Source organism: Glycomyces terrestris (assembly GCF_003933745.1).
Classification (GTDB): domain Bacteria; phylum Actinomycetota; class Actinomycetes; order Mycobacteriales; family Micromonosporaceae; genus Glycomyces; species Glycomyces terrestris.
Map to the genome: position 1 here is coordinate 554,023 of NZ_RSEB01000001.1, position 20,727 is coordinate 574,749.

Annotated in this window: 18 protein-coding genes; 8 read left to right on the forward strand and 10 right to left on the reverse strand. The window is 73.8% G+C overall.

What is annotated here, in order from left to right:
- Positions 1–27 precede the first annotated feature (27 nt).
- Positions 28–462 (forward strand): MerR family transcriptional regulator, encoded by a 435-nt coding sequence (locus EIW28_RS02620; protein ID WP_125246151.1) that lies wholly within the window; start codon positions 28–30, stop codon positions 460–462.
- A gap of 324 nt (positions 463–786) precedes the next feature.
- Here EIW28_RS02620 and EIW28_RS02625 read toward each other — a convergent pair whose 3' ends face one another.
- The 7 genes from EIW28_RS02625 to EIW28_RS02655 form a co-directional block, all read right to left on the reverse strand.
- Positions 787–1,752 carry an NAD(P)H-quinone oxidoreductase gene (locus tag EIW28_RS02625; protein ID WP_125246152.1) on the reverse strand — a complete coding sequence of 322 codons (966 nt, stop codon included), beginning with the start codon at positions 1,750–1,752 and terminating at the stop codon, positions 787–789.
- Between the two features lie 102 nt (positions 1,753–1,854).
- Positions 1,855–2,820, reverse strand: a complete 966-nt coding sequence (locus EIW28_RS02630; protein WP_197717091.1) for an NAD(P)/FAD-dependent oxidoreductase — start codon at positions 2,818–2,820, stop codon at positions 1,855–1,857.
- Between the two features lie 103 nt (positions 2,821–2,923).
- Positions 2,924–4,069 (reverse strand): alkaline phosphatase PhoX, encoded by a 1,146-nt coding sequence (locus EIW28_RS02635; RefSeq protein WP_125246153.1) that lies wholly within the window; start codon positions 4,067–4,069, stop codon positions 2,924–2,926.
- Positions 4,070–4,279: 210 nt separating this feature from the next.
- On the reverse strand, positions 4,280–7,801 hold the full coding sequence (locus EIW28_RS02640) for a 5-oxoprolinase/urea amidolyase family protein (RefSeq protein WP_125246154.1): 3,522 nt from the start codon (positions 7,799–7,801) through the stop codon (positions 4,280–4,282).
- A gap of 1 nt (position 7,802) precedes the next feature.
- Positions 7,803–8,411 (reverse strand): urea amidolyase associated protein UAAP2, encoded by a 609-nt coding sequence (locus EIW28_RS02645; RefSeq protein ID WP_125246155.1) that lies wholly within the window; start codon positions 8,409–8,411, stop codon positions 7,803–7,805.
- Positions 8,408–9,259: an urea amidolyase associated protein UAAP1 gene (locus EIW28_RS02650; protein ID WP_125246156.1), complete on the reverse strand. Its 852-nt coding sequence runs from the start codon at positions 9,257–9,259 to the stop codon at positions 8,408–8,410. The genes EIW28_RS02645 and EIW28_RS02650 overlap by 4 nt, the downstream gene beginning before the upstream one ends.
- 33 nt (positions 9,260–9,292) lie before the next feature.
- Positions 9,293–10,798, reverse strand: coding sequence for a sodium:solute symporter family protein (locus tag EIW28_RS02655; RefSeq protein WP_125246157.1), 1,506 nt, complete (start codon positions 10,796–10,798; stop codon positions 9,293–9,295).
- A gap of 213 nt (positions 10,799–11,011) precedes the next feature.
- On the opposite strand from EIW28_RS02655, the gene EIW28_RS02660 reads away from it, so the two are divergent.
- The 5 genes from EIW28_RS02660 to EIW28_RS02680 all read left to right on the forward strand — a co-directional run bounded on the left by EIW28_RS02660 (position 11,012) and on the right by EIW28_RS02680 (position 15,398).
- Positions 11,012–11,761 carry a TetR/AcrR family transcriptional regulator gene (locus EIW28_RS02660; protein WP_125246158.1) on the forward strand — a complete coding sequence of 250 codons (750 nt, stop codon included), beginning with the start codon at positions 11,012–11,014 and terminating at the stop codon, positions 11,759–11,761.
- A complete protein-coding gene (gene gmd, locus EIW28_RS02665; RefSeq protein ID WP_232013778.1) occupies positions 11,758–12,747 on the forward strand; it encodes a GDP-mannose 4,6-dehydratase in 990 nt (329 codons plus the stop codon). Before EIW28_RS02660 ends, gmd begins: the two co-directional genes overlap by 4 nt.
- A 104-nt stretch (positions 12,748–12,851) precedes the next feature.
- Complete coding sequence (locus EIW28_RS02670) at positions 12,852–13,688, forward strand: aldo/keto reductase (protein ID WP_125246160.1); 837 nt, start codon at positions 12,852–12,854, stop codon at positions 13,686–13,688.
- Positions 13,689–13,785: 97 nt separating this feature from the next.
- Positions 13,786–14,616: an aldo/keto reductase gene (locus EIW28_RS02675; protein WP_125246161.1), complete on the forward strand. Its 831-nt coding sequence runs from the start codon at positions 13,786–13,788 to the stop codon at positions 14,614–14,616.
- An 80-nt stretch (positions 14,617–14,696) separates the two neighbouring features.
- Positions 14,697–15,398 carry an alpha/beta fold hydrolase gene (locus EIW28_RS02680; RefSeq protein WP_125246162.1) on the forward strand — a complete coding sequence of 234 codons (702 nt, stop codon included), beginning with the start codon at positions 14,697–14,699 and terminating at the stop codon, positions 15,396–15,398.
- Positions 15,399–15,491: 93 nt separating this feature from the next.
- Here EIW28_RS02680 and EIW28_RS02685 read toward each other — a convergent pair whose 3' ends face one another.
- The gene (locus EIW28_RS02685) at positions 15,492–16,112 is read right to left on the reverse strand and encodes a response regulator (RefSeq protein ID WP_125246163.1); all 621 of its coding nucleotides are present in this window, start codon (positions 16,110–16,112) and stop codon (positions 15,492–15,494) included.
- Complete coding sequence (locus tag EIW28_RS02690) at positions 16,105–17,250, reverse strand: GAF domain-containing sensor histidine kinase (RefSeq protein ID WP_408612184.1); 1,146 nt, start codon at positions 17,248–17,250, stop codon at positions 16,105–16,107. Before EIW28_RS02690 ends, EIW28_RS02685 begins: the two co-directional genes overlap by 8 nt.
- A gap of 115 nt (positions 17,251–17,365) precedes the next feature.
- Between EIW28_RS02690 and EIW28_RS02695 the strand changes: the two genes are divergently transcribed.
- Together EIW28_RS02695 and EIW28_RS02700 are read left to right on the forward strand one after the other, a co-directional pair.
- A complete protein-coding gene (locus EIW28_RS02695) occupies positions 17,366–18,076 on the forward strand; it encodes an SDR family oxidoreductase (protein WP_125246164.1) in 711 nt (236 codons plus the stop codon).
- The gene (locus EIW28_RS02700; RefSeq protein ID WP_125246165.1) at positions 18,073–19,083 is read left to right on the forward strand and encodes an S-adenosylmethionine:tRNA ribosyltransferase-isomerase; all 1,011 of its coding nucleotides are present in this window, start codon (positions 18,073–18,075) and stop codon (positions 19,081–19,083) included. Before EIW28_RS02695 ends, EIW28_RS02700 begins: the two co-directional genes overlap by 4 nt.
- Here EIW28_RS02700 and EIW28_RS24605 read toward each other — a convergent pair.
- Entirely contained in the window at positions 19,073–20,533 is a 1,461-nt protein-coding gene (locus EIW28_RS24605) for an SDR family oxidoreductase (RefSeq protein ID WP_197717030.1), read from the reverse strand. The two genes, EIW28_RS02700 and EIW28_RS24605, sit on opposite strands and share 11 nt — an antisense overlap.
- Positions 20,534–20,727 lie beyond the last annotated feature (194 nt).

Genomic DNA, 20,727 nt, shown 5'->3' on the forward strand with positions numbered 1-20,727 from the left:
CCCGGCACCGGGGTTTACCGTCGATGCATGACCACCGCGACAGCACCGTTGACCGTGGGCCGGCTCGCCGAGGCGGCGGGCGTGACCACCGACGCCATCCGCCACTGGGAGCGCGAGGGCCTGTTCCCGGCCGCCGAGCGCTCGGCCGCCGGGTACCGGCGCTACGGGCCCGCCGAACTCGACCGCGCCCGGTTCATCCGGGCGTGCCAGCGCGCGGGGCTGCGCCTGTCCGACATCGGGGACCTGCTGGCGGTGCGGGACACGGGCACGTGCCCGTGCGAGCCGGCGGAGTCGCATCTGGAGCGGCGGATCGCGGAGGTGTCGGCGGAGATCGCGCGGCTGGAGGGCCTGCGGTCGCAGCTGACGTCGATGCTCGGCGCGGTGGAGGCGGGCACGTGCGACGCGCCGCTGCCGGAGAACTGGTGTCCCCCGAGAATCGCCGATGGAGGTGAGTGCAAGTGATGAGCGACGAGTGCTGCAACTGCTGCAACGACGACGCGTGCCAGTGTGCGGGCGAGGACTGCTGCCACGGCTGCTGCGAGAAGTAGCGCGAACCTGACCGCGGCCGGCTCCGAAGGGGCCGGCCGCGGGCGTGTCTCGGCGGTTCGGTGCGAATCGGGCATCCGCCGGCACCCCGGATTCAAGGGTGCCGCACGGGTCCGACGCGTCAGCCGGGGCGCGGGTGCGTGTCGGTGTGTCTCGGCGGTTCGCCGCATTTCGGGCATCCTTTGCGCCCCTTGATCAAGGGTGCCCCCGGGGTCCGACACGCGGCGGGCCGCGGGCCCGCTATTTCGCGGTGAGGACGATCTTGCCGAAGTGGCCGCCGGCGTTCATGAGGCGGTGGGCCTCGGCGGCCTCGCCGAGGGGCAGGCGGGTGGTGACGACCGGTTTGACCTCGCCGGTGTCGAGGGCGGGCCAGACGCGTTCGAAGACCTCGGCGAGGATCTGGCGGCGCTGCTCCAGGGGGCGGGCGCGGAGCGTGGTGCCGGTGATGGTGGCGCGCTTGGCGAGGAGGCCGCCGAGGTGGATCTGGGCGGCGTTGCCCTTCTGGAGGCCGATGATGGCGAGGCGGCCGTCCTGGGCGAGGGCCTTGAGGTTGGGCTCGAAGTAGGCCGCGCCGATGACGTCGAGGATGGCGTCGGCGCCGCCGGCCTCCTGGGCGAGGGCGGCGAAGTCCTCGCTGCGGTAGTCGATCACCCGGTCGGCGCCGAGGGCTTCGAGCTGCTTGGTGAAGTCGGCGCGGGCGGTGGTCCAGGTCTCGGCGTCGGCGAGCTTGCGGGCGAACTGGACCGCGAAGGTGCCGATGCCGCCGGAGCCGCCGTGGACGAGGACGCGGCGCTTGCGGGACGCGTCCTCGCCGAGGAGGTAGCCGAGGTTGGAGTAGACGGTCGCGGCGGCCTCGGGCAGGCCGGCGGCGTCGACGGGGTCGACGTGTTCGGGGACGGGGAGCACGAGTCCGGCGTCCACGGCGGCGTACTGGGCATAGCCGCCGCCGGGGAGGAGGGCGCAGACCTCGGCGCCGAGGAGGGTGGCGTTGTCGGCGCTGCCGACGTCGACGATGGTGCCGGAGACTTCGAGGCCGGGCCAGGCGGGGGCGCCCTGCGGGGGCGGGTAGTGGCCGGCGGCCTGGAGGAGGTCGGCGCGGTTGACGCCGGCGGCGGCGACCTCGATGAGGACTTCGTCGGGGCCGGGCGCGGGTTCGGGCACCTGGGCGGCGGTGAGGCTCCCGCCGGACACGGTCATGGCAAGCATTCCCGCATAGTATGACTGCGTCTGGAGCCCAAGGCGACATACCCGTCGGTAAGTCATATCAGGACCGCGCTCTTTCATCGATTCCGTTGTGCCGCAACGCTTCTAGGGGTTCTCGCTGGAGTGCCCCGGGAAGAGGTGGGCGGCGGGGTCGATCGCGACGGCGGCGTTGTTGACGGCGGTGGCGGCCTCGCCGAACCCGGTGGCGATGAGCTTGACCTTGCCGGGGTAGGAGGCGATGTCGCCGGCGGCGTAGGTGCGCGGGAGGCTGGCGGCCATGGTCGAGTCGACGGTGATCGTGCGGTGGTCGAGGTCCAGGCCCCACTCCCCCAGCGGCCCGAGGTCGGCGGTGAAGCCGAGGGCGGCCACGATCGCGTCGGCGGGGAGCTCGCGCGGGCCCTCGTCCTTGACGTCGACGGCGATGCCTTCGACGTGCGCGGTGCCGCGGACGGCGGTGACCTGGGCGTTCACGATGATCGGGACGCCGAGGGCGCGCACCCGGTCGACGGTGGCCTGGTGGGCGCGGAACTTCTCGCGGCGGTGGACGATGACGGTGCTGCGGGCGACGCCGTGGAGCGCGAGGGCCCAGTCGAAGGCGGAGTCGCCGCCGCCGACGATGACGACGTCCTGGCCGGCGTGGGCGGCGAGCTCGGGGACGAAGTAGACGATCCCGGCGCCGCGGAAGCCGGCGGCGGCCGGGAGGGGCCGGGGCGAGAAGCTGCCGAGGCCGCCGGTGATGAGCAGGGCCTTCGCCGCGACGGTGACGCCGCCGGAGAGGCCGAGGACGGGCAGGCCGTCGACGTGGTCGAGGGTCCGGGCCTGGTGGCCGAGGAGGTAGACCGGCTCGAAGGGGGCGGCCTGGCGCAGGAGGTTCTCGACGAGGTCGCGGCCTTTGATCGCAGGGAAGCCGGCGACGTCGTAGATCTGCTTCTCGGGGTACATGGCGGTGATCTGGCCGCCGGCCTCGGGGAGGGCGTCGACGACGGCGGTGCGCAGGCCGCGGAAGCCGGCGTAGTACGCGGCGAACAGGCCCGTCGGGCCCGCGCCGACGATCGCGAGGTCCACTGTGATGGGAGGCAAGGGCGTCACCGACTCCGTTGTCGCGGCAGTTCCCCCGATCGTAGCGGTGGACGGGGCCCGGCGGGGCCGCACGTTTCGTGCGGCCCCGGGGCGGTCAGACCCCGCGGAAGGGTCCGGTGACCTCGTAGGTGATGCCGCCGCTGCTGGAGCCGCTGGTGCCGCGCTGGGACGAGAAGTAGAGGCGATTCCCGGCCGGGTTGAACGCGGGGCCGCAGATCTCGGAGCCGCTCTGGCCGGTGACGCGCAGGAACGGCGCGACGACGTCGTCGGGAGTGATCACGCAGATCTCCATGTTGCCGCCGTCCTCGGCCACGAACAGGTCGCCGCTGCCGCTCGCGCCGGTGATGTTGTCGACGCCGGTGAGCGGGGCGCCGGAGACGTTGTCGTCGTAGACGGTGGCGAGGGTGTTCGCGTCGGCGTCGTAGGCCCAGACCCGGTTGTCGCCCTTGGTGGTGAAGAAGCAGATGCCGTCGGTGTAGTAGCAGCCCTCGCCGCCGTTGAAGCGCTTGGTGTTCGCGACCTGGTTGCGGGTGGCGGTCGGGGAGCCGTCGGGGTCGGGCACCCGGGCCCAGGCAAGGGTCGAGCCGGTCTGGGTGAGGACCTCGAGGGCGCCGGAGGCCAGGTTGCCCCAGGTGGTGGGGCGGAAGCGGTAGAAGGCGCCGTCGCTGACGTCCTCGGTGAGGTAGATGACGCCGTGGTCGGCGTCGGCCGCGGCGGCCTCGTGCTTGAAGCGGCCCATGGCGGGGCGCTGGACGGCGGCGTTCGCGCCGAACGGGTCGGTCTCGTAGACGTAGCCGCGGTCGACCTCCTCGCAGGAGAGCCAGGTGTTCCACGGGGTCGCGCCGCCCGCGCAGTTGGTGCGGGTGCCGCTGAGGATGCGGTAGGCGTCCACGACGTTCCCGGAGGCGTCGAAGCGGAGCGCGCCCGCGCCGCCGCCGGTGGAGAGCTCGGCGTTGGAGACGTAGATCCAGCCGTCGCCGTCGGCGAAGCACGCGCCGCCGTCGGGGGCGCCGTGCCAGGTGTAGGAGGTGCCGGGCACGGTCTGGGAGGAGCGGGCGACGATCCGGGAGGAGAACCCGGCGGGCAGCTGGATGCCGCGGGCGTCGGCGGCCTGGAGGGCGCCGTAGGGGCTGGGGCCGGGGAGCGCGGGGTAGGCGAAGGAGGGGCGGGTCATCGTGAAGCCGAGGGCGACCGATCCGGCGCCGGCGACCGCGGCGCGCATGACGTTCCGTCGTTTCATCGAGGCAGTCCTTTTTGAGGGAGGATGGGACGCAGCGGAATCGCTGCCGCAGGCCAGCGTAGGCAATTCGCGGCTTTTGCGAGTAGATCTCACGAGACGTTCCAGTGACGGACTGTAGTCGTTCCCTTGAACGTCAGGGGTCGTCCACTCGGCGGCGGCGCTTCAGGCGGGGCGTCGTTCAGAAAGGGCGTCGTTCAGGAGGGGCGTCGTTCAGGAGGGACAGTCGAGCACCACCAGGGGCGCGCCCGCGCCGACCTGCCCGCCGGGCTCGGCGAGGACCTTCAGGACCCGGCCCGCCTGGGGGGCGGTCACCGGGGTCTCCATCTTCATCGCCTCCAGGACGACCAGGACCTGCCCGGCCGCGACCTCGTCGCCGGGGCGGACCGCGACCTTCCAGACCGCCGCGGCGAGCGGGGAGGACGCGACCGCGCCGCCGGGCGGGGCCTCGACCGTCCCGGGTTCGGCCGCGGGCGGCTCGACCTGCTGGCGGTCGAACTCGCCCGAGGCCTCCCATGCGGCGCGCTCGGCGGCGAAGGCCGCGGTCTGGCGGGCCCGGAATTCGGCGATGCCCTCGGCCTCGGCGTCCAGGAAGGCCCGGTAGTCGCTGTAGCGGAAGACGCCGTCACTGGTCTCGGGGGTGAAGCGGCCCGCGGCCATCTCCGCGCGCAGCTCGTCGAGTTCGGTGGTGGACACCGGGTACCAGCGGATGCGGTCGAAGAACCGCAGCAGCCACGGCTTGCCCTCAGCGAAGGGGCCGCGGGCGCGGTGGGTGTTCCAGACCTGGACGGTGCGGCCGACGAACTGGTACCCGCCGGGTCCCTCCATGCCGTAGACGCACAGGTACGCGCCGCCGATGCCGACGGCGTTCTGCGGCGTCCAGGTGCGCGCCGGGTTGTACTTGGTGGTCACGAGCCGGTGCCGCGGGTCGAGCGGGGTGGCCACGGGCGCGCCGAGGTAGACGTCTCCCAGGCCCAGGACCATGTACTCGGCGTCGAACACGGTGCGGCGCACCGCCTCCACGTCGTCCAAGCCGTTGACGCGGCGGATGAACTCGATGTTCCAGGGGCACCAGGGCGCGTCGTCGCGGACGCCGTTCATGTACCGGTCGATGGCCTCGCGGGTGGCCGGGTCGTCCCACGACAGCGGGAGGCGGACCTCGCGGCTCGGAACGGCGAGCTGCTCGGTCGAGGGCAGCCCGGCGTCGATTTCGGTCAGTTGATCGACGAGCGAGGCCTGGTCGATGCGGGCGGGGTCGAAGTGGACCTGGAGGCTGCGCACGCCGGGGGTGAGGTCGAGGAGTCCGGAGTCGGCGCCGCCGAAGCGGTCCGCGACGGCTTCGGCGAGCGCGTGGACGCGCATCCGCAGGCCGAGGTCGAGCACGTTGGGGCCGTATTCGATCAGCACGTTGTCGTCGCCGGAGCGGCGGTAGGCCGCGGCCGGCCGGTCGGCTGCCGCGGCGGCGCCGCCGAGGACGGCCGGGACCCGGTCGGCGCGGGTGAAGCGGACCGTGTCGCCGGGGCGGAGTTGGCCCATGCGCCAGCGCTCGCCGGTGACCACCGTTGCGGGGCAGACGAATCCGCCGAGACTGGGCCCGTCGGGTCCGAGGAGGACGGGCATGTCGCCGGTGAAGTCGACCGCGCCGATCGCGTAGGCGTTGTCGTGGATGTTGGAGGGGTGGAGCCCGGCCTCGCCGCCGTCGGGGCGGGCCCAGCGGGGTTTCGGCCCGGTGAGGCGCACGCCGGTGCGGGCGGAGTTGAAGTGGACTTCCCAGGCGGCGCTGTAGAGGTCGTCGATGTCGGCGGGGGTGAAGAAGTCGGGGGCGGCGTGGGGTCCGGCGGCGACGGGCAGCTCCCAGTGGTTGGAGAAGACGGGCCGGTCGGCTTCGGGGACGGCGCCGGGGGATTCGGTCGCTTGACCGGTATCGGTCGCCGGCCTGAGCACGTCGCCGACCCGCAGGGCGCCGCCGGTGAGGCCGCCGATCTCGCCGAGGGTGAACGTCGCGGCCGAGCCGAGGTACAGCGGGACGTCGAGGCCCCCTTGGATCAGCAGGTAGGTGCGGAGGCCGAGGTGTTCGGGGGCGCCGATCGCGAGGACGGCTCCGGCGGGGACGGCGACCGCCTCCCATTGCGGGACCGGGGCGCCGTCGAGGGTGACCGGGGCGGGGGCGCCGGTCACGCAGACGACGGCGGCGGCGCTGAAGCGGAGGGTGGGGCCCGTTGCGGTGCATTCGAGTCCGGGGGCGCCTTCGGGGTTGCCGAGGGCGCGGTTGCCGAGGCGGAAGGACCGGTCGTCCATCGGGCCCGAGGGCGGGAGGCCGACCTGCCAGTAGCCGGTGCGGCCGGGCCAGTCCTGGATGGTGGTCTGGGTGCCGGCGGCGAGGACGTCGATGCGCGGGCGAGGGTCGGGGACGGCGGCGAGGGTCGCGGTGGTGTGGCGGGCGGCGGCGAAGGCGGGGTCGGCGAGGGCGGCGGCGAGCTGGCCCTGGTTGGTCTCGACGCCCGCGAGGCGCAGTGCTCCGATGGCGTCGGCGGCGGTCGCGATGGCGTCGGCGCGGGTGGGGCCGTGGGCGATGAGCTTGGCGATCATCGGGTCGTAGTCGGGGCCGATCACGGTCCCGGCCTCGATCCAGGTGTCGACGCGGACGCCTGCGGGCAGGGCGAGGTGGGTGACGGTGCCGGTGGAGGGCCGGTGGCCCTGGGCGGGGTCCTCGGCGTAGAGGCGCAGCTGGACGGCGTGCCCGGCGGGTTGGAGGGGCCGGCGCATCGGCGCGTCGTCGCCTTGGGCGAGGCGGATCATCCACTCGACGAGGTCGATGCCGTAGACGGCCTCGGTGACGGGGTGCTCGACCTGGAGGCGGGTGTTGACCTCCAGGAAGGCGACTTCGGCGCGCTCGGTGTCGTAGAGGAACTCCACGGTGCCCGCGGAGCGGTAGCCGACGGAGGCGCACAGGCGCCGGGCGGCGTCGAGGTAGTGCTCGCGGAGCGCGTCGGGCACGTCGGGGGCGGGGGCCTCTTCGACGACCTTCTGGTTGCGGCGCTGGAGGGTGCAGTCGCGGTCGCCGAGGACGGCGACGTCGCCGCGGCCGTCGCCGAAGACCTGGACCTCGACGTGGCGGGCGCGGCGCACGAGCCGTTCGAGGAAGAGGCCGGCGTCGCCGAAGCCGGAGCGGGCGAGGCGCTCGACGCCGTCCCATGCGTCGCGCAGCTCGCCGGCGTCGGCGGCGGGGCGCATGCCGATGCCGCCGCCGCCGGCGGTGGCCTTGAGCATCACGGGGTAGCCGATGCGGTCGGCTTCGGCGAGGGCGTGTTCGACGCCGTCGAGGAGGCCGGTCCCGGCCAGGAGCGGGACGCCCGCGGCTCGGGCGGCGGCGCGGGCGGTGTGCTTGGCGCCGAACAGGTCGAGGTGGCCGGGGGCGGGCCCGACGAAGGCGAGGCCGGCGTCTTCGACGGCGCGCGCGAAGGCGGCGTTCTCGGACAGGAACCCGTAGCCGGGGTGGATCGCCCCGGCCCCGGTCGCCGCGGCGGCGTCCAGGATCGCGTCGGCGCGCAGATAGGAGTCGGCGGGGGCGGGCCCGCCGATGCGGACGGCGGTGTCGGCGGCGTCGACGTGGGCGGCGGCGCGGTCGGCGTCGGAGTACACCGCGACGGTCTTGAGCCCCATGCGCTTGGCGGTGGCGATGACGCGGACGGCGATCTCCCCGCGGTTGGCGACCAGGAGGGTGTCGAAGGCCACGTCAGGACTCCTCGGTGATCGTGATGGAGATGGGGGTCGGGTTGAAGGCGTTGCAGGGGTTGTTGATCTGGGGGCAGTTGGAGACGAGCGCGATCACCTCCCGCTCGGCGCGCACGGCGACCGCGAGGCCGGGCGCGGAGCGGCCGTCGACGATGCCGAGCGCGCCGTCGTCCTCGACGGGGACGTTCATGAACCAGTTGACGTTGCCGGTCATGTCGCGCTTGCCGAGGCCCCAGCGGGCGCCTTCGTGGAGGAAGTTCTCGACGCAGGCGTGCTGCGCCCAGGTGTGGTGGCCGTAGCGGAGGGTGTTGGACTCCTTGGAGCAGGCGCCGCCGATGGTGTCGTGGCGGCCGCAGTCGTCGGCGGTGACGGTGGCGAGCGGGCCGTGCTCGACGTCGCGCAGGACCGAGCCGGTCGACAGGTAGAGGGCGCCCGCGGCGGCGACGGTGTTCTGGGCGCTGTAGCGCAGGGTCGGGTCGGCGGCGTCGAAGAGGAGGAAGTCGACGGCCTGGTTGCCTTCGAGGTCGGTGATGACGAGGGTCTGCCCGGCGGCGACGGTCCCGGACCAGGGGGCGCGGGCGTCCACGAGGTGTTCGGCGACGGTCTTCATGCGGCGGCTCCGATGGCGGCGGTGGTGTTGGCGAGGGCGCGGCGGCCTTCGGGGGCGGCGTCCCAGCGGGGGTCGCCGGGCGCGGTGGGGCGCCCGCGCCAGGCGAGGACGCGCAGCGGCGAGGCGGTGTAGGCCGCGGCCGGGTCGAGCGGGTGCGGGGCGTTGGCGAGCATGACCAGGAGCGGCGCCTCGGCGAGGAGGCGGACGCGGCGGCCCGGCCCTGCGCCGCCGAGCCAGTGCAGACGCCCGTCGCCGTCCGCCTTGAGGCCCTTGAAGAACGCGATGGTCGGCGGCAGGTCGCGGGCGGTGAGGTCGTGCTTGGCGGCGGCGAGCTTGAGGAGTTCGCGGGCGGCCGGGCTGGGCCCCCACGGCGAGCCGTCGCCGTAGCGGTCGCGGTTCTGGGCCGCGGTGGAGGCGCCGCAGAACACGTCGTGGCGGCCCGACTCGTCGAGGATCACGCTCGCCAGCGCGCGTCCCTGGTCGGACAGGAGGAGGGCGCCGTCGCCGAGGTAGGCGTTCCACTGCACCTTGACGGTGTCGGCGACGCACAGGCGCTCCCATTCGCGTCCGGCCCAGGCGAGGGCGAGGTGGGCGCAGGCGAGGCCGTCGAGGTCGGTGAGTTCGAGGACGGTGCCGCGGGCGAGGACCTGGTGGGCGTAGCCGCCGGCGGGGACGGTCTCGGCCCAGGTGAGGTCGGTGGCGTCGGCAGGCGGGTCGGGGTGGGTGGTGGCGGGGACCCAGGAGCGTTCGGTGGCGGTGGCTGCGGCTTCCTGGGCGCGGGCGTGGTCGCGGGCGGCGGTGGGGGTGGCGGTGGCCGAGGCGGGTGGCGGGGCGGGGGTCCGGGTCATCGTGGTGCTCCGTTCCGGTAGGCGGGAGAGGGTTCAGGCGGCGGCGGCGGTGGCGGGTTCGGGGACGGGAGCGGCGGCGGTGCGGTGGGCCTTGGCGGGGCGGGCGAGGGCGACCGCGACGTAGGCGAGGGTCCCGGCGGCGAAGGCGATGAAGGTGGGCCAGCCGTCGAAGGCGGCGGTGATGACGTCGTTGTCGAAGTAGAGGAGGTCGTTGGGGGTGCCGTAGACGGTGGGGGTGAGGGCGAAGAGGGCGAGGCGGACGGTGAATCCGGCGGCGATGGCGGCGGCGGCCGCGGCGGCGCCGCCGCGCTTCCACCACAGGCCGAGGGCGAAGGGGACGACGAGTCCGGCGAGCATGAGGTCGAAGGCGAGGGTGAGGAGGATGCCGGTCTGGGGGACGCGAAGGGCGACGAGGACGGCGAGGCCGACGATGGGGAACATGGCGATGCGGCTGGCGCGCAGGAGGGGGTCCTTGCCGGCGCCGAAGATCCTGAGTTCGGGGAGGCGGCCGGCGTCGGTCTCGCGGATGCCGGCGATGTTGCGGGCGGCGACGGCGCCGGTGCCGAGGATCGCGCCGTTGGCGGTGGAGCAGGAGGCGGCGACGATGGCGGCGAGGACCATCGTGGCGAGCCAGGCGGGGGCGTGGTCTTCGAGGAGGGTGAAGAGGACGGCGGCGCCGGCGTCGGGGCCGACGATGTCGACGGCGGAGAGGGCGACGTAGCTGAAGGGGATGCCGATCATGAGGGTGCCCGCGGCGCCGGCGAAGCAGGCGTTGCGGGCGGTGCGGGGGCTCTTGGCGGAGAAGATGCGCTGCATGAAGTCGATGGCGACGATGTCGCCGACGCCGAGGGCGATGAGCGTGGCCCAGTTGACGGCGGCGCCTTGGGCGGGGTCGGTGAGCTGGCCGAGGTCGAGGGCGCCCATGCCTTCGGGGACGGTGATGCCGTGGGTGAGGGCGACCCAGGTGAAGAGGCAGGCGGTGCCGGCGATGGTGATGACCATCTGGGCGGCGGCGGTGTAGGAGTCGGAGAACATGCCTCCGGCGACCGTGTAGGTGAGGACGACGGCGACGATGAGGAGGACGCCGACGGCGTAGTCGATGCCGAGGAAGTGCTCGAAGAGGAAGCCGCCGGCGACGAGGTTCCCGGCGAGGAGCAGGACGTAGGCGCCGATCATGGCGATGGAGGCGGCGAGTTCGATCGTGCGGCCGTAGCGGCGGGCGTACCAGTCGGGGAGGGTGAGGAGCCGGGCGGCGTTCATGCGGGCGGCGAAGAAGACGCCGGTGAGGAGCAGGCAGAGGGCGAGGCCGATGGGGAGGCCGGCGCCGGCCCAGAAGCCGAAGCCGTAGGTGAGGTCGGTGTTGCCGAGGGTGGCGTTGGAGTCGACGGCCTGGGCCATGAGCCCGGCGGCGACGAGGGGGAGGCCGAGGGTGCGGCCCGCGACGAGGTAGCGGCCGGAGTCGCCGTCGACCTTGCGGGCGACGGCGAGGCCGATGAGCAGGACGACGACGATCGAGAGCCCTACGCCGAGGAGAATCATCGGGCACCTTCCAGGGGTCGTTTTTCTATCGGGCGATAGAAATTAAGCGCCCCCGGATTTCGGTCACTCGATAGAATCTGTTTCCCGGAGGTGAACACCTCCGCACGGCCGCAACGCGATGCGGCCGACGGGTCCGCGGCGGCCGAGGGCTCCTGCGCGTCGGGCCCGGCGATTACACTGGGGCCCGCACCCCGGGACCAGGAAGGCGGACCGATGCCCGCGACAGCGAAGGAGCCCGTGGCCGACCGGCCCAAGCGCCGGGTGGGGCGGCCCCGCGTCGCCCCCGCGGGCGGCGACGCCGACCCGCGCGAGCAGCTCCTCGCCGCCGCGGCCGAGCTGTTCACCGTCCAGGGCTACACCGCGACCTCGACCAGGGCCATCACCGCCCGGGCCGGCCTGCGGCAGGCCAGCATGTACTACTACTTCGCGTCCAAAGAGGAGCTGCTGCGCAGTCTCCTGGAGACCACGGTCGCCCCGTCGCTGGAGTTCGCCGAGTGGGCGCTGGCCGAGCAGGACGCCGCCGCCGAGACCCGGCTGTGGGCGCTGGTGCGCATCGACGCCGCCCAGCTCGCGGGCGCGCGCCACAACCTCGGCGCGCTGTACCTGCTGCCGGAGATCCGGCAGGAGTCCTTCGCGCCGTTCCGCGCCATGCGCGCCCACCTGCGCGAGGCCTACCGGGACCTGCTCGGGGGCACCGGCGCGGCGCGCGGGTACGCGCCCGGCGAGCTGGAGCGGCGCGCGCACCTCGTGTTCGGCCTGGTGGAGGGCGTGATCCTCGCACGCCTCGACGACGGCCCCGTGCTCGACCCGGCCGGGTACTCGATCGGGGTCGCCGACGCGGCCCTGCGCCTGGCCGAATGCGACCGCCTCACCGAGGCCCGCCGCCACGGCATGGAGCTGTCGGCCGACTGGCTGGTCCGCTCCGAGCACCTGCCGAGCCTCGGGACGGAGGGCCGGAAGTGAAGACGGCCTTGATCACCGGCATCACCGGCCAGGACGGCTCGTACCTGGCCGAACTGCTGCTCGCGAAGGGCTACGCGGTGCACGGGGTGGTGCGGCACGCGTCCTCGCTGATCGCGAACACCTCCCGCCTCGACGCGGTCTACCAGGACCCGCACGAGTCGGGGCGGCGCCTGTTCCTCCACAAGGGCGACGTCACCGACGCGGGCCTGCTGGTGAACCTCATCCGCGACATCGAGCCGGACGAGATCTACAACCTGGCCGCGCAGTCCCATGTGCGCGTGAGTTTCGACCTGCCCGACTACACCGCCAACGTGACCGCGCTGGGGGCGATCCGGCTCCTGGAGGCGGTGCGCGCCAGCCGGATCGACGCGCGGATCTACCAGGCGTCCACTTCGGAGATGTTCGGCACGACGGCGCCGCCGCAGGACGAGACCGCCCCGTTCCACCCCCGCAGCCCGTACGGGGTCGCGAAGCTGTACGCGCACTGGGCGACCGTGAACTACCGGGAGTCGTACGGGATGTTCGCGGTCAACGGGATCGCGTTCAACCACGAGAGCCCTCGGCGCGGTGAGACGTTCGTGACCCGCAAGATCACCCGGGCCGTGGCGCGGATCGAGGCGGGCCTGGAGAAGAAGGTCTACCTGGGGAACCTCGACGCGGTCCGCGACTGGGGCTACGCGCCCGAGTACGCCGAGGCGATGTGGCTCATGCTCCAGCACCGCGAACCGGTCGACTACGTCATCGCGACCGGCCGGGCCGCCACGGTGCGCGACTTCGCCGAGGCCGCGTTCGCGCACGCCGGGCTCGACTGGCGCGACCACATCGAGCACGACGACCGCTACGAGCGCCCCGCCGAGGTCCCCGAACTGGTCGGGAACCCCGCCAAGATCGAGCGCGAGATCGGCTGGAAGGCGCGCGTCCACTGGGACGAGCTGGCCCGGATCATGGTCGACGCGGACCGCGAGGCGCTGCACGGCGGTTCGTGAGCGGCCGGGCGCCGGCGGCGTCGCCGTCGGGGGTCCCGGGCGTGTAACGCGTCGAACGCCGCGATCCGCGCCGCCCGCCCGCGGGCGCGGTTACCATCGCGGGCATGACTGATCTCAGCGAACCGGTGGCGCTCAACGACGGCACCGCCATGCCCCGCATCGGCTACGGCACCTACAAGGTCGGCGACGACGAGGCGCAGGAGGCGGTCGAGGCGGCCCTGGCGACCGGGTACCGGCTCGTGGACACCGCCGAAATGTACGGCAACGAAGTCGGCGTCGGGCGCGCGGTGAACGGCTCCGGCGTCCCGCGCGAGGAGGTGTTCCTGACCACGAAGGTCTGGAACGACCACCACGGCGCCGCCGCGGCCCGCGCCGCGCTCGAGGCCTCGCTCGAGCGGCTCGGCACCGACTACCTCGACCTGTACCTGATCCACTGGCCCTCGCCGAAGCAGGGCCTGTACGTCGAGACGTTCGAGGCGCTGCTCAAGGCCAAGGAGGAGGGCCTGATCCGCTCCGCCGGCGTCTCGAACTTCCTGCCCGAGCACCTCGAGCGGGTCCACGAGGGCACCGGGGTGTGGCCGAGCGTGAACCAGGTCGAGCTCCACCCGTACTTCAACCAGCCGCGGCTGCGCGCCTGGCAGGCCGAGCGCGGCATCGCGACCGAGTCGTGGGGGCCGCTCGGCCAGCGCACCGGCTCGGTCCTGGCCGAGGAGGCGGTGACCGCGGCGGCCGAGGCGCACGGCAAGAGCCCCGGGCAGGTCGTCATCCGCTGGCACCTCCAGCACGGGTGCGTCGTGATCCCCAAGTCCTCCAAGGCGAGCCGGATCGCCGAGAACTTCGACGTGTTCGACTTCGCGCTCACCGGGGACGAGATGGCCGCGATCGACGCGCTGGAGACCGGGAAGCGCCAGGGCATCGACCCGGGCGGGAACGAGCGCTGAGCGTGCGAGGGGCGGCCGGAGGCTCCGGCCGCCCTGCGCGGGGACGGCGGGCCGGACCGGTGGGCAATCGCTCGCCAGGTGAGTAGGCTTTGCGCGCATGAGCGATCTGCGCACGTCCATCACCCTGACCGGCGGTGCCGTGATCCCGCGTCTCGGCTACGGCACCTTCAAGATCGAGGAGGGCGACACGCAGGCCGCGGTCGAGGTCGCCCTCGAGACCGGCTACCGCCTCGTGGACACGGCGGTCGGCTACGGCAACGAGGCCGGCGTCGGCCGGGCCCTCGCCGCCTCGGGCCTCGACCGCGGCGAGGTGTTCCTGACCAGCAAGACGTGGGACCACGGCTACGACGACGTCCGCCGCAACCTGGAGGAGTCCCTGGAACGGCTCGGCACCGACTACCTCGACCTGTACCTGCTCCACTGGCCGCGCCCGGGCGTCGGCAAGTACGTCGAGTCCTGGCAGGCGCTCCTCGACGCCCGCGCCGAGGGCCTGCTGCGCGCCGCCGGCGTCTCGAACTTCACGGTCGAGCACCTCGACCGCATCGAGGCCGAGACCGGCGCGGCCGCCGAGATCAACCAGGTCGAGCTGCACCCGTACTTCAGCCAGCCGGAGCTGCGCGCCTACCACGCCGAGCACCTGATCGCGACCGAGTCGTGGGGGCCGCTCGCGCTGCGCGGCGGCGGCCTGTTCGACGAGCCCGCCGTCAAGGCCGCCGCGGCCGCGCACGACCGCACCCCGGCCCAGGTGGCGCTGCGCTGGAACCTCCAGCGCGGCAACGTGGTCATCCCGAAGTCCGTCACCCCCGAGCGCATCCGCGAGAACTGGGAGACCCTCGACTTCGCGCTCACCGAGGACGAGCTCGCCGCGATCGACGCCCTCGACACCGGCGAGCGGCAGGGCGGCGACCCGGCCGTGGTCGGCGGCTGACACCGCATGTTCACGAAGGGGGCCCGGGCGAACGCCCGGGCCCCCTTGCACATCGCGTTCTGGGGCATAACAATCGAAACATGGACGATCCTCTGCTCGTACTGGTCCACAGTCCGCTGACCGGCCCCGGGGCCTGGGAGCCGACCGCCGAGGCGCTCCGGTCGCTCGGCCACGTCGTCGCCCTCCCCGACCTCGGGCCCGCGTTCGCGGGCGAGGGCCCGTACCACCCGGCCGCCGCCGCGCAGGCCGCCGCCGGGCTCCGCGAGTACGCCGCGCACGACACGGCGGTCCTCATCGCACACTCCGGTGGCGGGGCCCTGGTCCCGGCGATCGCCGAGGCGGTGCCGCGCACCGCGGCCGCGGTCTTCGTGGACGCGCTGCTCCCTCACCCGGGCACGTCCTGGTTCGCGAGCGCGCCCGCCGAGGTCGGCGGGCACCTGCGCGACACCGCCGTGGACGGCGTCCTCCCGAAGTGGAGCGACTGGTTCCCGGCCGAGGCGATCGCCGACCTCCTCCCCGACCCGGAGCAGCGGGAGGCGTTCGTGGCGGCGCTGCCGCGACTGCCGTTGGCGTACTTCGAGGAGAACGCCCCCGCGGCCCCCGACTGGCCGCCCGGCCCGTGCGCGTACGTGCGCCTGAGCGAGGCCTACCGCAGCCAGGCCGCCGAGGCGGTCCGGCTGGGCTGGGCCGTCACCGAGCTCCCCTCCGACCACCTCGCGATCACGACGCAGCCGGAGAAGACGGCGAGAATCCTGAGCGCGCTCGTCCGGGAGCTCGCCTGACCGTCAGGGTTGAGGCGGGGGCGAGGCCCGGGCGCGGTGGGACTCTGGGCGAGCACCGGGCGTGACGGCTCAGTGGACGGTCGCGGTCCGCGGTCAGCCGATGCCGTGGCGGACCGCCCAGAGGGCGGCCTGGGTGCGGTCGGCGGCGTCGATGCGGCGGAGGAGGTTCGTCACGTGGGTCTTGACGGTCTTCTCGGAGACGCCGAGGGCGCGGGCGATCTGGCGGTTGGTCTGGCCCTTGGCGATGAGGCCGAGGACCTGGCTCTCGCGCGGGGTGAGGTTCGGGGCGGCCGGGCCGGTGGCGCCGTTCATCAAGCCGCGCATGGCGGCCGGAGACAGCAGGAGTTGTCCGGAGTGGACGGTGCGGATGGCGCTGGCGAGGGCGTCGGGGTCGATGTCCTTGTACACGAAGCCGGCCGCGCCCGCGGTGATGGCGGCGGGGACGCGTTCGGCGTCGGTGGCGGAGGTGAGGACGAGGACGCGGGCGGTGGCGTCGCCGAGGCGTTCGAGGACGCCCTGGCCGTCGAGGCCGGGCATCTTGAGGTCGAGGAGGACCACGTCGGGGTCGAGGGCGGCGATGGCGGCGAGGGCCTCCTCGCCGTCGCCGGCCTCGCCGACGACGGCGAAGTCGGGTTCGAGCTCGAGGTAGCCCCGCAGGCCGCGGCGGACCACGGGGTGGTCGTCGACGAGGAGGAGGCGGATCGGGTCAGTCACGGCCGTCCCTTTCGCTGTCGAGGTGCAGGGTGACGACGGTGCCCTCCCCGGGGGCGGTGCGCACGTCGAGGCGGCCGTCGAGGGCGGCGGCGCGCTCGCGCATCGACAGGAGGCCGAGGCCGCGGGTGGCGGCCTCCTCGGCGTCGAAGCCGCGGCCGTCGTCGGCGATCGTGACGCGCTCGGTCTCGATCACGAGGGTCACGTTGCGGGCCTTGGCGTGCCGGAAGGCGTTGCCGAGGGCCTCCTGGACCAGGCGCAGGACCTCGACCTCGCCGTCGCGGGAGAGGTCCACCGGGGAGCGGACCTCGAAGTGGACGCCGGTCTCGTGCAGGCGGTCCAGGAGCGCGACGTGGCGGCGGAGGGTCTCGACCAGGCCGTGGACGTCGAGGTCGGCGGGCCGCAGCTCGACGATGACGGCGCGCAGTTCGGCGATGGCCTCGGCGGCGAGCTGCTCCACCTCGTCGAGGCGGCGGCCGGCGGCCCCGGGGTCGTCGGGCAGGAGCTTGGCGGCGGTGCGGGCCGAGAGGCGCAGGGAGAACAGGCGCTGCATGACCGCGTCGTGGAGTTCGCGGGCGAGGCGGTTGCGCTCCTCGACGACGGTGAGCTCGCGGCTGCGCTCGTACAGGCGCGCGTTCGTGATCGCGATGGCCGCGTGGGAGGCGAGGAGCTCGATGAGCTCGGTGTCGGCCGCGGTGAACCCGGGCCGGCCGAGGTCGTTGGTGAGCACGACGATCCCGAGGGTCTGGTCGCCGTCGCGGATGGGGACGCCGAGGAGCGCGGTCATCGCCGGGTGGGCCTTGGGCCACCAGCGGAAGCGCGGGTCGCGGCGCAGGTCGTCGAGGCGGATCGGCTCGGTCTCGGTGAGGATCGCCGCGAGCATCCCGTGCTGGCGCGGCAGCGGGCCGATCTTCAGGCGCTGCTCCTCGCCGATGCCGTCGGTGATGAACTCGGCGAAGCCGCCCTCGTCGTCGGGGATGCCGATCGCGGCGTAGTCGGCGCCGGCGAGGCGCCGGGCCGAGGAGACGATCACCTCCAGGACCTGGTGCACGGACAGGTGCCGGGTGATCGCGCCGACGGCCGCCGACACTTCGTGCAGCAGCTTCGCAGGATCGGAATGGGAGGCGGTCACGGCACGAATCTAGCCCACGCGCCGGCCGCCGGGCCTCGGTCGCTGGTCTTAGGACCTGCGGACCGGGACCGACCGCGACCTCGGCCCGATGCGCGCGCGCCGCGGCGGCAATAGCGTCAGCGGCATGACCACCGAAGCAACCCGCACCGCCGTGATCACCGGAGCGTCCGCCGGGCTCGGAGAGGCCCTCGCCGAGCGGCTCGCCGCCGACGGCTGGCGCCTCGTCCTCACCGCCCGCGGCGAGGAGCGCCTCGCCGAGACCGCCGCGCGGCTCGGCGCGACCTACCTGGCCGGGAGCGTCGCGTACGACGCCGGGCACCGCGAGCGCCTCGTGGCCCTCGCCGGCGGCCGCGTCGACCTGCTCGTCAACAACGCCTCCACACTCGGCGAGGTGCCGCTGCCGCGGCTCGCCGACGCCGACCTCGACGCCTGGCCGGAGGTGTTCGAGCTGAACATGAGAGCCCCGATCCACCTGGCGCAGCTGGCGCTCCCGTCGCTGCGCGAGCGCCGCGGCGCGATCGTGAACGTCTCCAGCGACGCCGCGACCGGCCCCTACCCGACATGGGGCGTGTACGGGGCGTCGAAGGCCGCGCTCGACCAGCTCTCGAACGTGCTCGCCGCCGAGGAGCCGGACGTGCGCGTCTGGGCCGTCGACCCCGGCGAGATGCGCACCCGGATGCTCGCCGACGCGGTGGGCGAGGCCGACGCGGCCGAGGCCGGCGACCCCGCCGACGCGGCGGCCGCGATCGTGCGCCTCATCGAGGCCCGGCCCGAGAGCGGCCGCTACGAAGCCAAGGCGTTCAGCGACGCCGCAGAGAAGGGAACCAGGGAATGAGCACCACCTTGACCGAGCCGTTCGCGTTCGCCCTCGACGCCGCCCTGGAGGCGCGCCGCCCCGCCGAGGTCCGCGGCGCCGGCCGCTCCGACGTGCGGATGCTGGTGACCGACAAGGCCACCGGGGCGATCACCCACCGGCACTTCGAGGACCTGCCGGCCCTCGTGCGCCCCGGCGACCTGCTGGTCGTCAACAACTCCGCGACCCTCCCGGCCGCGGTCCTGACCCGGCAGGGCCTGCGGGTCCACTTCTCCTCCGTGCGGCCCGACGGCTCGTGGCTCGTCGAGCTGCGCGACCGGGACAGGCCCTACCTCGGGGACGTCATCGGCCGCACCCTCGACCTGCCCGGCGGCGTCCACCTCTACCTGGAGCGGCGCTTCGGCAAGCGGCTGTGGACCACCCGCCCGCCGGTCGCGTCCGTCCCGGACTACCTGGCCCGCCACGGCCGGCCCATCAGGTACTCGTACGTCGACCAGGAGTGGCCGCTCGCCGCGTACCAGACCGCGTTCTCGACCGTGCCGGGATCGGCCGAGATGCCCAGCGCCGCAAGGCCCTTCACGCCCGAGATCGTGACGCGGCTGGTGTCGGCCGGGGTCGGGATCGCGCCGATCACCCTCCACACCGGGGTCGCGTCGCTGGAGAGCGACGAGGACCCGTACCCGGAGTGGTTCGAGGTCGGCGAGTACACGGCGCGGGCCGTGAACTCCGCGAAGGCCGCGGGCGGGCGCGTCATCGCCGTCGGCACCACCGCGGTCCGGGCGCTCGAGAGCGCCGTCGAGGACGGCCGGGTCGCGGCCGCCTCGGGCCACACCGAGCGGATCATCTCCCCCGCCGCCCCCGTGGCCGTGGTCGACGGCCTGCTCACCGGCTTCCACGAACCGCGCTCGACCCACCTGTCGATGCTGGAGGCGATCTGCGAGACCGGCCTGCTGCGCGACTCCTACACGGCCGCGATCGAGGCGCGGTACCTGTGGCACGAGTTCGGCGACGTCCACCTCATCGCGTGAGCCGCCGCGACACCGCCGAGCCGCACCCGGGCGGCGCCCCACGGCGCCGCCCGTGGCGGCCGTCTCGCGCCCCGCTCGCGGCCCGCCCCGGCCCGAGCTGCGCGTTAGCATCGGGGTGACGGCCCCTTCCGGCCGCCGCAGCACTCGCGAAGGGCCTGCCGTGTTCAACGACCTGGGGGTGCACGAACCCCGCATCCCCCACGACTCGCCGCGCCGGGGGCGGTTCTCCCTGCCCGACTCGCCCTACCTGAACGCGTTCTCGGCGCTGGTCACCCTCGCGCTCGCGGTCGTCCTGCTCATCGCGGCGCTCCCCGGCGAGGAGCGGGTCCTCACCTACCGGGGCGAGCAGGTGAGCCCCACGGCGCTGTGCGAGACCGCGGACGCCGACGGTGAGGAGGTCCTCGGCCTGTGCAGCGAACTCGGCGAGTGGGAGACCCGCGAGACCGGCTGGGGCGTCGTCCAGCTCGTGTTCGCGGTCGTCCTCGCCGCCGGCGCGGCCGTGGTGCTCGCCTCGCTCCCCAGGCAGCTGCGGGAGCGGCGGCGGCGCCGGCGGGCGATGCTGGAGCGCATCACCGACGAGGACGACTTCCAGCACCTGTAAGTCGACGTAGATGTCCGGCTGGAAGTCGGTCGTGCCGGGCACGACCGCGTAGCCGTCGAGGTCGGTGACCCCCTCCTGCGCGAGCAGGTCCTCGACCAGGACCGCGTTGCCGGTGTACGCGGCCGGGTCCTTCGCCAGGATCGCCAGCGCGGCGTCGGCGACGATCTCGGGCTTGCGGGAGCGGTCGAGCATCGGCTGCCCGCCGAGGGCGAACTCGACGGCGGCGGTGGCGATGGTCGTCTTGGGCCACAGGCAGTTCGCGGCGACGCCGGGCTCGGTCTCGGCGGCGCCGAGGGTCATGATCGTCATGCCGTACTTGGTGGCGGTGTAGGGGCCGCCGGAGAACCAGCGCGGGTCGGTGTTCAGCGGCGGGCTGACGGTGAGCAGGTGGGCGTGGTCGGAGCCGCGCAGGTACGGGAGCGAGGCGCTGATCGCGGCGAACGTGCCGCGCAGGTTGACGCCGGCGATGAGGTCGAACTTCTTCAGGGAGAGCTCGCCGATCCCGGTGAGGTCGAGCGCGGAGGCGTTGTTGACGCAGGCGTCGAGTCCGCCGAACGCGGCGGCCGCGGTGTCGATCGCCTCGCCGACGGCCTCGGCGTCGCGCAGGTCGCCGACGATCGGGAGGGCCTCGCCTCCGACGGCCTCGACGGCCTTGGCGGTCTCGTAGAGGGTGCCGGGGAGTTTCGGGTGCGGTTCGCCGGTCTTGGCGAACAGCGCGACCTTGGCCCCGGCCTGGCCGAGCGCCACGGCGATCGCGGCGCCGATGCCGCGGCTGGCGCCGGTGACGAACGCGGCGCGGCCCTTGAGCGGGTGGTCCTTGACCAGGTCGGCCCTGACGGCTGGCTCCATTGCCCTACCTCCATAGGTTCGGTGTCCCCTGATATTACTGGAAAGTAACTTCAGGTGGAAGCAGGGAAGCCCCGACACTCCGGTCCCCGGCTGAACGTTCGCTGGGAGCGGGTGCGGAAGTCGCCTGGAAACGGGCGCAGGCCCTGTCCCCGGCGCAAACGGTGGAATACGCTGGGCAACCGACGGACGACTCG

Coding starts and splice junctions, on each gene's coding strand:
- EIW28_RS02620 (WP_125246151.1), top strand. CDS start 28: ATGACCACCGCGACAGCACCGTTGACCGTGGGCCGGCTCGCCGAGGCG.
- EIW28_RS02625 (WP_125246152.1), bottom strand. CDS start 1,752: ATGCTTGCCATGACCGTGTCCGGCGGGAGCCTCACCGCCGCCCAGGTG.
- EIW28_RS02635 (WP_125246153.1), bottom strand. CDS start 4,069: ATGAAACGACGGAACGTCATGCGCGCCGCGGTCGCCGGCGCCGGATCG.
- EIW28_RS02645 (WP_125246155.1), bottom strand. CDS start 8,411: ATGAAGACCGTCGCCGAACACCTCGTGGACGCCCGCGCCCCCTGGTCC.
- EIW28_RS02650 (WP_125246156.1), bottom strand. CDS start 9,259: ATGACCCGGACCCCCGCCCCGCCACCCGCCTCGGCCACCGCCACCCCC.
- EIW28_RS02655 (WP_125246157.1), bottom strand. CDS start 10,798: ATGATTCTCCTCGGCGTAGGGCTCTCGATCGTCGTCGTCCTGCTCATC.
- EIW28_RS02660 (WP_125246158.1), top strand. CDS start 11,012: ATGCCCGCGACAGCGAAGGAGCCCGTGGCCGACCGGCCCAAGCGCCGG.
- EIW28_RS02670 (WP_125246160.1), top strand. CDS start 12,852: ATGACTGATCTCAGCGAACCGGTGGCGCTCAACGACGGCACCGCCATG.
- EIW28_RS02675 (WP_125246161.1), top strand. CDS start 13,786: ATGAGCGATCTGCGCACGTCCATCACCCTGACCGGCGGTGCCGTGATC.
- EIW28_RS02680 (WP_125246162.1), top strand. CDS start 14,697: ATGGACGATCCTCTGCTCGTACTGGTCCACAGTCCGCTGACCGGCCCC.
- EIW28_RS02695 (WP_125246164.1), top strand. CDS start 17,366: ATGACCACCGAAGCAACCCGCACCGCCGTGATCACCGGAGCGTCCGCC.
- EIW28_RS02700 (WP_125246165.1), top strand. CDS start 18,073: ATGAGCACCACCTTGACCGAGCCGTTCGCGTTCGCCCTCGACGCCGCC.
- EIW28_RS24605 (WP_197717030.1), bottom strand. CDS start 20,533: ATGGAGCCAGCCGTCAGGGCCGACCTGGTCAAGGACCACCCGCTCAAG.